13 protein-coding genes are annotated in these 12,377 nt (G+C 61.6%); 7 read left to right on the forward strand and 6 right to left on the reverse strand.

Going from position 1 to position 12,377, the window contains the following annotated elements; all coding sequences use genetic code 11:
* A partial coding sequence (locus HX866_RS34065; RefSeq protein ID WP_218179673.1) for a hypothetical protein occupies positions 1–332 on the forward strand: 332 nt, incomplete at its 5' end.
* Here HX866_RS34065 and HX866_RS09965 read toward each other — a convergent pair.
* Both HX866_RS09965 and HX866_RS09970 read right to left on the reverse strand, forming a co-directional pair.
* Complete coding sequence (locus HX866_RS09965; RefSeq protein ID WP_177139362.1) at positions 296–1,789, reverse strand: CoA-acylating methylmalonate-semialdehyde dehydrogenase; 1,494 nt, start codon at positions 1,787–1,789, stop codon at positions 296–298. The genes HX866_RS34065 and HX866_RS09965 overlap by 37 nt on opposite strands.
* A gap of 83 nt (positions 1,790–1,872) precedes the next feature.
* Positions 1,873–3,222, reverse strand: a complete 1,350-nt coding sequence (locus tag HX866_RS09970; RefSeq protein WP_177139364.1) for an aspartate aminotransferase family protein — start codon at positions 3,220–3,222, stop codon at positions 1,873–1,875.
* A 137-nt stretch (positions 3,223–3,359) separates the two neighbouring features.
* Between HX866_RS09970 and HX866_RS09975 the strand changes: the two genes are divergently transcribed.
* The 3 genes from HX866_RS09975 (at position 3,360) to HX866_RS09985 (ending at position 5,819) form a co-directional block, all read left to right on the forward strand.
* On the forward strand, positions 3,360–4,280 hold the full coding sequence (locus tag HX866_RS09975) for a LysR family transcriptional regulator (RefSeq protein ID WP_177105454.1): 921 nt from the start codon (positions 3,360–3,362) through the stop codon (positions 4,278–4,280).
* A gap of 267 nt (positions 4,281–4,547) precedes the next feature.
* Positions 4,548–5,204 carry a TetR/AcrR family transcriptional regulator gene (locus HX866_RS09980; protein WP_177093487.1) on the forward strand — a complete coding sequence of 219 codons (657 nt, stop codon included), beginning with the start codon at positions 4,548–4,550 and terminating at the stop codon, positions 5,202–5,204.
* A 27-nt stretch (positions 5,205–5,231) separates the two neighbouring features.
* The gene (locus tag HX866_RS09985) at positions 5,232–5,819 is read left to right on the forward strand and encodes an IMPACT family protein (RefSeq protein ID WP_177093383.1); all 588 of its coding nucleotides are present in this window, start codon (positions 5,232–5,234) and stop codon (positions 5,817–5,819) included.
* Positions 5,820–6,145: 326 nt separating this feature from the next.
* Here the strand turns inward: HX866_RS09985 and HX866_RS09990 are convergent, their stop codons facing one another.
* Entirely contained in the window at positions 6,146–6,574 is a 429-nt protein-coding gene (locus HX866_RS09990) for a hypothetical protein (protein WP_177139366.1), read from the reverse strand.
* Positions 6,575–6,660: 86 nt separating this feature from the next.
* On the opposite strand from HX866_RS09990, the gene HX866_RS09995 reads away from it, so the two are divergent.
* The 3 genes from HX866_RS09995 to HX866_RS10005 all read left to right on the forward strand — a co-directional run bounded on the left by HX866_RS09995 (position 6,661) and on the right by HX866_RS10005 (position 8,869).
* Positions 6,661–7,047 carry a MerR family transcriptional regulator gene (locus HX866_RS09995; protein WP_177093385.1) on the forward strand — a complete coding sequence of 129 codons (387 nt, stop codon included), beginning with the start codon at positions 6,661–6,663 and terminating at the stop codon, positions 7,045–7,047.
* Positions 7,037–7,720 (forward strand): SDR family oxidoreductase, encoded by a 684-nt coding sequence (locus HX866_RS10000; RefSeq protein ID WP_177139368.1) that lies wholly within the window; start codon positions 7,037–7,039, stop codon positions 7,718–7,720. Before HX866_RS09995 ends, HX866_RS10000 begins: the two co-directional genes overlap by 11 nt.
* 195 nt (positions 7,721–7,915) lie before the next feature.
* The gene (locus HX866_RS10005; protein ID WP_177093488.1) at positions 7,916–8,869 is read left to right on the forward strand and encodes an adenosine deaminase; all 954 of its coding nucleotides are present in this window, start codon (positions 7,916–7,918) and stop codon (positions 8,867–8,869) included.
* A gap of 63 nt (positions 8,870–8,932) precedes the next feature.
* On the opposite strand, the gene HX866_RS10010 is transcribed toward HX866_RS10005, so the two are convergent.
* The 3 genes from HX866_RS10010 to HX866_RS10020 form a co-directional block, all read right to left on the reverse strand.
* Entirely contained in the window at positions 8,933–10,312 is a 1,380-nt protein-coding gene (locus HX866_RS10010) for an MFS transporter (RefSeq protein WP_177105451.1), read from the reverse strand.
* A gap of 124 nt (positions 10,313–10,436) precedes the next feature.
* Positions 10,437–11,150, reverse strand: a complete 714-nt coding sequence (locus HX866_RS10015; RefSeq protein ID WP_177105450.1) for an ArsR/SmtB family transcription factor — start codon at positions 11,148–11,150, stop codon at positions 10,437–10,439.
* Between the two features lie 260 nt (positions 11,151–11,410).
* Positions 11,411–12,331 (reverse strand): LysR family transcriptional regulator, encoded by a 921-nt coding sequence (locus HX866_RS10020; protein WP_177139370.1) that lies wholly within the window; start codon positions 12,329–12,331, stop codon positions 11,411–11,413.
* Positions 12,332–12,377 lie beyond the last annotated feature (46 nt).

The following is a 12,377-nucleotide window of genomic DNA, read 5'->3' on the forward strand; positions in this document are numbered from 1 at the left end:
TTCAGTTTTATGGCAAATGGGTCAAAAAGCCCCGCAAAACCTACCTGGTAGGAGCCGGCTTGCTGGCGATGGCGTCCTTAATAGGCGGCGCAAGTCTCAAAGGCCCCATCGCGAGCAAGCTTGCTCCTACAAAGGTCGAGGCAGCCCTCAAGTCTTGCAGCGTTCGAACCAACGCCATCGCCAGCAAGCCGGCTCCTACACAAGGGATAGGCGTACATCGGCAAAACCGTGCGAGAACCAAGAACCCTGAAAAGCAGAAGGCCGGCCCTGGCGGGCCGGCCTTCTTCCCTTCTACTTACAAGCTCGGGAAAGCGAACTGCGAAGCCTCATGACTGGCACGTTGCGGCCAGCGCTGGGTGATCGCCTTGCGCCGGGTGTAGAAACGCACGCCATCCGGACCATAGGCATGCAGGTCACCGAACAACGAACGCTTCCAACCGCCAAAGCTGTGGTAAGCCACCGGCACCGGCAACGGTACGTTGACCCCGACCATGCCTACTTCGATTTCGTCGCAGAACAAGCGCGCCGCCTCACCGTCACGGGTAAAGATGCAGGTACCGTTGCCGTATTCATGATCATTGATCAGTTGCATGGCTTCTTCCAGGCTGTTGACCCGGACGATGCACAGCACCGGCCCGAAGATCTCTTCCTTATAGATGCGCATCTCGGGAGTGACGCGATCGAACAGGCAGCCACCGAGGAAGAAGCCTTCTTCGTGACCCTTGACGCTCAGGCCGCGACCGTCGACCACCAGTTGCGCACCGGCGGCCACACCGTCTTCTACATAACCGCTCACCTTGTCCAGCGCCTGGGCAGAAACCAGCGGCCCCATATCCAGGCCACAGGAAGTGCCGGCACCGATCTTCAGCGCCTTGATCTGTGGCGCCAACTTGGCCACCAGCGCATCCGCCACCTGGTCTCCCACGCAAACCGCCACGGAGATCGCCATGCAACGCTCGCCACAAGAACCATAGGCGGCGCCCATCAAGGCACTCACCGCGTTGTCCAGGTCAGCATCCGGCATCAGCACCGCATGGTTCTTCGCCCCGCCCAACGCCTGGACACGTTTGCCGCGCTTGGTGCCCTCGGCATAGATGTACTCGGCAATCGGTGTCGAACCGACAAAACTCAGCGCCTTGACCTCTGGCGCCTCGATCAACGCATCCACCGCCGTCTTGTCGCCATGCACCACGTTCAGCACGCCTTTAGGCAAACCGGCTTCCTGCAGCAACTGGGCGATCAGCAAGGTCGAGCTCGGATCACGCTCGGACGGCTTGAGGATAAAGCAGTTGCCGCAAACGATGGCCAGCGGGTACATCCACAGCGGCACCATGGCCGGGAAGTTGAATGGCGTGATGCCGGCCACCACACCCAGCGGCTGGAAATCGGACCAGGCGTCGATGTTCGGGCCGACGTTACGGCTGTATTCACCCTTCAGCACTTCCGGTGCAGCACAGGCGTACTCGACGTTCTCGATACCGCGCTTCAATTCACCGGCGGCGTCTTCCAGGGTCTTGCCGTGTTCTTCGCTGATCAGTTGGGCGATACGCGCCTCGTTCTGCTCCAGCAGTTGCTTGAAGCGGAACATCACCTGGGCACGCTTGGCCGGTGGCGTATTGCGCCAGGCCGGAAAGGCGGCCTTGGCCGAATCGATGGCCTGCTGGATGGTTTCGCGATCCGCCAGTGGCACCTGATGGATAACCTGGCCGGTGGAAGGGTTGTAGACAGCCGCCGTGCGACCGGAATCGCTGACCAACTGGCCATTGATCAAATGTTGAATTGCACTCATTGCGGGGCTCCAGAACTTGGGCATACGGGAGCGAGTCGCCTCGCTCCTGACGGGGAATAGCGTGGGTCTTCTATATAGAAGGATCAGTCGAGCTTGTTCAGCACTTCGCCGACCGCATCGAACAGGCGGTCGAGATCCTTCGGCTGGCTGTTGAAGGTTGGCCCGAACTGCAAGGTGTCGCCGCCGAAGCGCACGTAGAAACCGGCTTTCCACAGGGCCATGCCAGCCTCGAACGGACGCACGATGGCGTCGCCGTCACGGGCAGCGATCTGGATCGCCCCGGCCAGGCCGTAGTTGCGTATGTCGATGACGTTCTTGCTGCCTTTCAAACCGTGCAAGGCATTCTCGAAATGTGGCGAAACCTCGGCCACGTTCTGCACCAGGTTTTCCTTCTGCAGCAGGTCGAGTGCCGCCAGGCCCGCCGCGCACGCCACCGGGTGTGCCGAGTAGGTGTAGCCGTGGGGGAATTCCACCGCATACTCGGGAGTCGCCTGGTTCATGAAGGTCTGGTAGATCTCGCTGCTGGCAATCACCGCGCCCATCGGGATGGCGCCGTTGGTGACTTGCTTGGCGATGCACATCAGGTCCGGGGTCACGCCGAAACTGTCGGCACCAAACATGGAGCCCGTACGACCGAAACCGGTGATCACTTCGTCGAACACCAACAGGATATTGTGCTGGTCGCAGATTTCCCGCAGGCGCTTGAGGTAACCCTGTGGCGGTACCAGCACGCCGGCGGAACCGGCCATGGGCTCGACGAAGACGGCGGCGATATTCGACGCGTCATGCAGCTCGATCAGCTTGAGCAGCTCATCGGCCAAGGCGATACCACCCTGCTCCGGGATACCACGGGAGAAGGCATTGCTCGCCAGCAGGGTGTGGGGCAGATGATCGACGTCCATCATCGACTGACCGAACAGCTTGCGGTTGCCGTTGACGCCACCCAGGCTGGTACCGGCGAGGTTCACGCCGTGATAACCACGGGCACGACCGATCATCTTGGTCTTGGTCGCCTGGCCTTTCAGCCGCCAGTAGGCACGCACCATCTTCACTGCGGTATCGGCGCACTCGGAGCCGGAGTCGGTGAAGAACACATGGTTCAGGTTGCCCGGCGTCAGCGCGGTGATTTTTTCCGCCAGTTGGAAGGACAGCGGGTGACCGTATTGAAAACCCGGCGAGTAATCGAGGGTGCCCAGTTGCTTGGCAACCGCTTCCTGGATTTCCTTGCGGGTGTGCCCGGCGCCACAGGTCCACAGACCGGACAGCGAATCGTACACCTTGCGGCCCTTGTCGTCGGTCAGCCAGCTGCCTTCGGCGGCAACGATCAGACGCGGGTCGCGCTGGAAGTTGCGGTTGGCGGTGTAGGGCATCCAGTGGGCATCGAGTTTGAGCTGACTGGCCAGGGAACCAGGGGCGTGTTCAGGCATGTTCATGGGCGAAACCTCGCAAGGCAATAAGCGGCGCAGGAGTTGAAAGCGTTCTTGCAGCTAAATTGCCATGGCGATAAAGTCGATGAAATCCAACTTTTCTAATGTTCAGTCAGCAGCCCACTAAACTATATGATCAAACCATGAGCAGCCGCCGTCCCGATCCCCTCGCACAAGTCAGCGACTTTGATATCCGCCTGCTGCGCATCTTTCGCAGCGTGGTGGAATGCGGCGGCTTTTCCGCGGCGGAAACCGTGCTCGGTATCGGTCGCTCGGCCATCAGCCAACAGATGAGCGATCTGGAACAGCGTCTCGGGCTGCGCCTGTGCCAACGCGGGCGCGCCGGCTTCTCCCTGACCGAGGAAGGTCGCGAGGTCTATCACTCGGCATTGCAACTCTTGGGTGCCCTGGAAAGTTTTCGTACCGAGGTCAATGGGCTGCACCAGCACCTGCGCGGCGAGTTGACCATCGGCCTGACCGACAACCTGGTCACCCTGCCCCATATGCGCATCACCCACGCGCTGGCCCAGTTGAAGGAGCGCGGGCCGGATGTGCAGATTCAGATCCGCATGATCGCCCCCAACGAGGTGGAGCAAGGTGTGCTCGACGGCCGCCTGCATGTCGGTGTGGTGCCCCAGGCCAGCGCGTTGTCGGGCCTGGAGTACCAGCCGCTGTACAGCGAGCGGTCACTGCTTTATTGCGCGGTCGGGCATCCCTTGTTCTATGTGGACGACCGACAACTGGACGACGAACGCCTCAATAGCCAGGACGCCATTGCCCCGACCTTCCGCCTGCCGGCCGAGATCCAGGCGCATTACCAGGCGCTCAATTGCACCGCGAGCGCCTCGGACCGCGAGGGCATGGCGTTCCTGATCCTGACCGGGCGCTATATCGGCTACCTGCCCGACCACTATGCCAGCCTTTGGGTCCAGCAAGGTCGGCTGCGCGCCCTCAAGGCCGGCAGCCGCTTCTATGACCTGAGCCTGGCGTCGGTGACCCGCAAGGGACGCCGTCCGCATCTGGTTCTGGAAAGCTTCCTGGAGAGCCTGGCGGCGACCCGTTGAAGATATCCACAGCGCTGAAAACACAGCGCAACCCTGTAGGAACATGGCTTGCCAGCGAAGGCGTTATTGAGGACCGCGCAAGGCTCAAGGGTCCGACTGCCAATAACCTGGCGCCGACAAAATATCGCCCCAAACCCACTGCCGTAAATAGTTGCCCCGAAAGCGACAGAATCGGCCCGGATCCGGGCTTTATATGATGACAGGACTTGTCTGAACCCCCTGGGTACGCTATCTGTGCACCAGTTACGCCCACAGACCCGCTCGGAACTGCCTATGACCGTTGAAGCCCCTGCCCTTGCCGGAAAGCCCGCCAGCCGAATTCGCCAAAAAAACCAGGAAGCGATAATCCAGGCCGCCGAAGACGAGTTCGCCCGCCATGGTTTCAAAGGCACCAGCATGAACACCATCGCCCTGAACGCCGGGCTGCCCAAGGCCAACCTGCATTATTACTTCACCCACAAGCTGGGCCTGTATATCGCGGTACTGAGCAATATCCTCGAACAGTGGGACAACACCTTCAACCACCTCAGCGCCGAAGACGATCCGGCGCAGGCGCTGACCCGCTACATTCGCGCCAAGATGGAGTTCTCCCGGCGCCAGCCGCAGGCCTCGCGCATCTTCGCCATGGAGATCATCAGCGGCGGCGAATGCCTGACCGAACACTTCAACCAGGACTACCGCACCTGGTTCCAAGGCCGGGCGAACGTGTTCCAGGCCTGGATCGATGCGGGCAAGATGGACCCGGTCGACCCGGTGCACCTGATCTTCCTGCTCTGGGGCAGCACCCAGCATTACGCCGACTTCGCCACCCAGATCTGCCGGGTCACCGGCCGGCCGCGGCTGACCAAGCAGGATATGGAAGACGCCAGCAACAACCTGATCCACATCATCCTCAAGGGCTGTGGCCTGAAGCCAGCGCTCTGATCCTCCTGAACTGAAGCCCGACTCCGTATGCCTTTTACCCTGACCGGCCTTTGCGAATACCGAGAGGAAATTCGCAAAAGCCGCTTTATCACCCTCGCCGCCCCAATCACCAGCGTCGCCGAAGCCCAGGCTTTTATCGAGCAGCACAGCGATCTGGATGCCACCCACAACTGCTGGGCCTGGAAACTCGCCGACCAGTATCGCAGCAGCGACGATGGCGAACCCGGCGGCACTGCGGGCCGACCGATCCTGGCCGCCATCGAAGCCCAGGACTGCGACCAGGTCGTGGTCTTGGTCATTCGCTGGTACGGCGGCATTCAACTGGGCACCGGCGGCCTGGCCCGTGCCTATGGCGGCGGCGCCAACAAGTGCCTGCAGACGGCTGAACGATTGCCGCTGATCAGCCGGGTCGCCCTGAGCTGCGCCTGCGCTTTCAGCGAACTGGCGCTGGTAAAACTGCGGGTGGCCGAACTCGGCGGCCTGATCGCCGAGGAACAGTTCACTGCCAATGGCGTGGAACTGCAGTTAGCGGTGGGCGAAGCACAGATCGATACGCTGCAACGGCAACTGGCCGACCTCAGCCGTGGACGTATTCTGTTGGAACGCCAGACCTGAGCGGCCTCGACTCACGCACTCGATGGTTGCCCACAGCCGCTGTGCACCTGACTGTGGATAACCTGAGCACATCCGCCTGTAACCCTTCTGCACCGTGGCTTTGAGGCCACTGATCAGTTTTTGTCCAATATCCCGTCAACGACGAAAAATCGCCCAGTAAACAGCGAGTTAGTCGGGTTTATCGCGTTTGGAAAATAGCCGAATGCGCTTTATACCCAAGCCTTGAGCTTGCACACAGATACTGTGGAGCAACCTGTGGATAAGCCGTGCAAGGGTGGCCGGGTCGCTGATCCGGCCAAGCCTGCGGTAGATTGATCACTTTTTGATCAGGCCGCACTGACCCGCACGGCCTGATCGGACGCCCCGCGCACCGGTAATAACTGTGCGATCCCCCAGGCCAGTTCAAAGAACAGGAACACCGCGATAATCATGCTCGCTCCCTGGCTCAGGGCGTAGGCCTGCCAGGTCGCGAACAGTAACCGGCCCACCGCGTCATAGCGGCCGAATGCCGGTTGCGGGTCACGAATACGCAATACCGCCCAGACGCAGACGATCGAACCCAACAGGTTCGCCATCAACAGGTGCACAGGCGCAAACGGTGGAAAACTTCCCGGCAAGTTCAGCGCCCCGGCCAACGCCAACAACGCAGCGTGCAAGGCGAGAAAACTCCAGGGCGTGACAAAGGCCGCCGTGACGATCAAGTCATACCAACCACTGGCCCGAACCAGCCGGCGGTACTGTGCTGTGCTCCACATACTGCATCTCCATCGATATTCAAGGAGCACAGAGGTTAAAGCCTGGAGTATGCTCCAAGGTCAAGCCTTTCCAGAGAGCAAATAGCATGCGTATCGGTGAGCTGGCCCGGGCCTGTGTTGTCAGTTGCGACACCCTGCGTTTCTACGAGCAGCGCGGCCTGATCATTGCGCAACGTAGCGCCAACGGCTATCGGGACTATCCTGCCGAGATGGTGCAACTGGTGCAGTACATCAAGACCGCCCAGCGCCTGGGCTTCAGCCTGGGCGAAATCGGCAGCAGCGTCGCCGGGGTGTGGAATGCCCCGGACGCCGATAGCGCCGTGACGCAACTGCTGCAAGACAAGCTCACGCTGATCGAAGCGCGCATCGCCGACCTGGGCGAATTGCGCTTGGAATTGCAGCATCGCCTGCAACAAAGTTGTCCTCTGAGAACCGGACTTTCATCTGACAAGGAGTTTGCCCATGAGCAATAAAAACGCATTGATCATCGGTGCTTCCCGAGGCCTTGGACTCGGGCTGGCCAAACAGCTGCTGGCCGACGGCTGGGACGTCACCGCCACCGTACGCGACGTCCACAAGGCCGATGCCCTGAAAGCCCTCGGCCCGGTCCGCATCGAAGCCCTGGACATGGATGATCACGCCGCGGTCACCACGCTGGCGCAACGTCTGGAAGGCCAGGTCTTCGAGCTGCTGTTCGTCAACGCCGGCGTCAAGGGCCCTGAAGACCAGCGCCCGGGACACGCCTCGCTGACCGAGATCGGCAAGCTGTTCATGACCAACGCCATCGCCCCCGTGGCCCTGGCCCAGCGTTTTGTCGGGCAGATCCGCCCGGGCAATGGCGTGATTGCCTTCATGAGTTCGGGCCTGGGCAGCGTGACCGTCCCGGATGCGCCGAACCTGGCCTTCTACAAGGCGAGCAAAGCCGCGCTGAACTCGATGGCCAACACCTTCCTCAGCGAAATCGAGGCGCCGACCTTTACCGTGCTGTCGATGCATCCGGGCTGGGTAAAAACCGACATGGGCGGCGAAGGCGCCGATATCGACGTGGCGACCAGCGTTCGCGGGCTGATCGACCAAGTGAATGCTTATGCCGGCAGAGGCGGGCATCACTTCATCAACTACAAGGGCGAGACCATTCCCTGGTAAACCTTACCCTGTAGGAGCGAGCTTGCTCGCGATGGTAGCCCAGGCATCACGGGGCACCAGACGCCCCGTGTCATCGTTGACGCCCATCGCGAGCAAGCTCGCTCCTACAGGGGACGCGAATTCGAGCGGGATTTAGCCGGTGTCTCGACGACACCTGTAGAATGCCGGCATCTGCACCTGATGAGAAAAAAGACCATGTACGACTGGCTCAATGCCCTGCCCAAGGCAGAACTGCACCTGCACCTGGAAGGCTCGCTGGAGCCGGAGCTGCTGTTTGCCCTGGCCGAACGCAACAAGATCGTCCTGCCGTGGAACGATGTGGACACCTTGCGCAAGGCCTATGCCTTCAACAACCTGCAAGAGTTCCTCGACCTTTATTACCAGGGCGCCGACGTGCTGCGCACCTCCCAGGATTTCTACGACCTGACCTGGGCCTACCTGCTGCGCTGCAAGGCGCAGAACGTGATCCACACCGAACCTTTCTTCGATCCGCAGACCCACACCGACCGGGGCATCCCCTTCGAAGTGGTGCTCAATGGCATTGCCGCGGCCCTCAAGGACGGCGAACAGCAACTGGGCATCAGCAGTGGCCTGATCCTCAGCTTCCTGCGTCACCTCAGTGAAGATGAAGCGCAGAAAACCCTGGACCAGGCGCTGCCGTTCCGCGACGCGTTTGTCGCGGTCGGCCTCGACAGTTCAGAAATGGGTCACCCGCCGAGCAAGTTCCAGCGGGTTTTCGATCGCGCTCGTGACGAAGGTTTCCTGACCGTCGCCCACGCCGGTGAGGAAGGTCCACCGGAGTACATCTGGGAAGCCCTCGACCTGCTGAAGATCCAGCGCATCGACCACGGCGTACGCGCCATCGAGGACGAGCGGCTGATGCAGCGGATCATCGACGAACAGATTCCGCTGACCGTCTGCCCGCTGTCGAACACCAAGCTCTGCGTGTTCGATCACATGTCGCAGCACAACATCCTCGACATGCTCGAGCGCGGCGTGAAGGTCACGGTGAACTCCGATGACCCGGCCTACTTCGGCGGTTATGTGACCGAGAACTTCCACGCCCTGTACACCGACCTGGGCATGACCAAGGAACAGGCCCAGCGCCTGGCGCAGAACAGCCTGGATGCGCGGTTGGTCAAACCCTGACGCCTCAATTGTAGGAGCAGCCGGTCGACGCTCGATTGCTCCTACAAGGGACCGTATTCGGCGTTATAGCTGCGGCGCCTCACTCAACTCCTCCAGCGCCTTGCCTTTGGTTTCCATGCCGAAGCGCCAGACCAGCGCCGCCGCAATCGCGAAGCACAACGCCCCCAGGGCAAACACCCCGCCCTGCCCCGTCACCGGGAACACCAACCCGGTGACCAGCGGCCCGAGCAACGAGCCGATCCGCCCCACCGCCGACGCAAAACCGGAGCCCGTGGCCCGTGCCGAGGTCGGGTACAACTCCGGCGTGTAGGTGTACAACACCGCCCACATGCCGAACAGGAAGAACTGCATCAGCAACCCCGAGCCCACCAGCCAGCCGACATTGCCGCCGAACACCGCGCTTTGCCCGTAGACAAACGCCATGACCCCACCGCCGAGCAACGTCACGATGCACACCGGCTTGCGCCCCCAGCGCTCCACCAGCCAGGCCGCCATCAGGAAACCCGGAATCCCGCCCAGGGAAATCAGCACCGTGTAATACACCGACTGCGTCACCGCAAAACCCGACTGCTGCAACAAGGCACTGAGCCAGGAGGTCAGGCCATAAAACCCGAGCAGGGCAAAGAACCAGACACTCCAGATCATCATCGTGCGCTGGCGATACAACGGCGACCACAACTGTTGAAAGGCCGAAAAGAAACTCGGCGCACGGTCCACACCGCGGGGCAGACGCTCAGGGATCGGTAGCGACGTGCGCTTGAGCGACGCCCGCACACGCTCCTCGATAGCAGTCAACACCTTGTCCGCCGCCCCATGATGCCCGGCCTGCTCCAACCAGCGCGGCGACTCCGGGATAAAAAAGCGAACCGCCAGGACAAACACCGCCGGGATCGCCAACACCAGGAAAATGTCACGCCAGCCCACCAGTGGCAGCAGGAAATACGACAGCACCCCCGCTGCCACAAAGCCCAGGGGCCAGAAGCCATCCATCAACGCGATATAACGCCCGCGCCGCTTGGCCGGAATCAGCTCCGAAAGCATCGACTGGGCAATCGGAAACTCCATGCCCATGCCGAACCCCAGCAGGATGCGAAACAACGTCAGTGTCTCGACGGTCTGTGCGGTGGAACACAGGTAGCTGGCCAGGCCCCAGAGCACGATGCTCCATTGGAACACCGGCTTGCGCCCGAAACGGTCGGCGAGCAGGCCCGACAATGACGCCCCGACCACCATGCCAAAGAAACTCGAACTGGCCAGCAGACCGGCCTGGGCACTGCTGAGGGCAAACTCGGCTTTGATCGAACCGAGCAGGAACGTCATCATCGCCAGGTCCATGGAGTCGAAGAAAAACGCCAGGGCAATGATGATGAAAATCAGCCGGTGATAACCGCTGATGGGCAGTCGTTCCAGACGTTCCGCCGCGCTGTAGCCTTGGGCTTCCATGGGATATCCCTCGAGTCGAATCTTCGCTCGAGTGTGCGGTATCGTCAGGAGGGTTTATTTCTGGATACGACCTGTTCGCAGCCTTGAGCGACGCCCGCCGCATCCGTGCGGCAGGCCACCGGGCTCAGCCGGCCAATTCGAGCTCGACTTCACTGCCCAGCTTGTCGATCTGCCGCTGTCCGAGTGCGGACACCTGCAAGGCCCGGGAGTCTTCCCGCGAAGCCAGCCAGCCGGATTGCAGGAACAGTTGCAGCAGCCCGGCACCCAGCGCGCCACCCAGATGCGGGCGACGTTGCAGGTCGTGGCAGACACACGCGATCTCGCGCTGCCCATGGGCCAGCGCCTGGATATACAGGCCGCGCTCGGCCAGACGCGCCGCGCCCTTGCTGGTGACCCGCAGCCGCAGTTCCTGCTGTTCGATCCAGCCCGCCGCGAGCAGGCGCTGGTAAAGCTCGCAGGCCAGTTCACCTCCCAGGTGATCATGGCAAACCCGGGCATGCCGCAGGGCATCGGCGTCGGGAGCCAGGGTCTTGACCGCATGCGCCATCGCCAGCGGCGCACTGGCCAATGAAGCACTGGCCAAGGCTTGCACCGCCGTGCCGACTTCCGGGGCGGCGAGCCGGAAGAAGCGCTTGCGCCCGCGCTCCTCGATCCGGACCAGGCCGCCCGAACTCAGGCGCGCCAAATGGGCGCTGGCCGAGGACAGCGACAGGCCCGTGCACAGGGCCAACTCATCGGCAGCCCGGGCGCTGCCATCCAACAACGCCCACATCATTGCACTGCGCTTGGGGTCCGCAAGCAACGTAGCAATCTGACTGACGCAAGGTGCATATTCCATGTCTTCACTCCCTGTTGAAACACTGATCGAACGCACACGGGGCATACTGAGGAGTAATCCCGCCCAAGCCAAGACGCGAAAATGCCAAAAAGTGGGCGATTTTTTCAGCGTTCGGCCCTCAACGGCGGCGAATGAAACAAGATGCGCCACTCGCCGAAAGGATATTGGATCCAATATCTCCAGCCTAAACCACAATATGCACGGAGCCGACCTTTATTCCTGAACGGGTTGTAACAGAACCTCTTCGCGATCCGCGTGTCTCATGCCCGGGAAACCGGCGCCAGGCGCCCGAGTTGTGCACAGCGTCGGCTGAGCATCTCGCGCAGCAGGTTCACCGGCTTACTCAATTGAGCGCGATGGGCGCACAACAAATTCAGCGGAGCGCGCTCACAGCGCAGCTCCGGCAGCAGCACCTGCAAGCGTCCCGCAAGGACATCGGCCGACACATCCAGCCAGGATTTGTAGGCGATACCGACCCCGGCCACGGCCCAGCGCCGTACCACATCGGCATCGTCGCTGAAGCGGTCGCCGCTGACCGTCAGGCCGACCTCACGCTTGCCGTCATGAAAACTCCAATGATCATGAACCCGGCTGCTCAGCATGTAGAGCAGGCAGTTGTGCTGCGTCAGTTGCGCCAGCGTATGGGGCTCGCCGTGTTGCGCCAGATAACCGGGGGACGCACACAGCACCCGGTGGTTGTCCGGGGCCACGGGCAGTGCAACCAGACTGGAATCTTCCGGCTCGCCATAACGCAAGGCGATGTCCACCGGCTGGCGGAACAGGTCGGCGATACGGTCGCCCAGCAGCAGGCGCACCGTCAGTTGTGGATGTTCGCGCTGGAACTCGTCCAGCCAGGGCAGCAGCAGGTTGCGCCCGAAGTCCGAGGGCGCCGACAACTGCAAGACGCCGCTGACCTGATCCTGGCCGCGGGCCAGCAGCCGGCGTCCTTCATCAAGCTGACTCAAGGCGCCCCGGGCATATTCCAGAAAACCTTCGCCTTCGGCCGTCAGCCTCAGGCTACGGGTCGAACGCGCCAGCAAGCGCGCCCCCAGTTGCTGTTCGATCCGCTTCAGCGCGGCGCTGGCCACCGCCGCCGACATGTCCATGACCCGCGCGGCCGCCGACAGGCTGCCGAGGTCAGCAGCACGGACAAACAACTGCAAGTCATCGAAACGCAGCATCACAGCCTCGCCATTATCAAAAAAATATTGAAAGAGACTGCTGTTT

This window comes from Pseudomonas gingeri (assembly GCF_013386165.1).
GTDB classification, from domain to species: domain Bacteria; phylum Pseudomonadota; class Gammaproteobacteria; order Pseudomonadales; family Pseudomonadaceae; genus Aquipseudomonas; species Aquipseudomonas gingeri_C.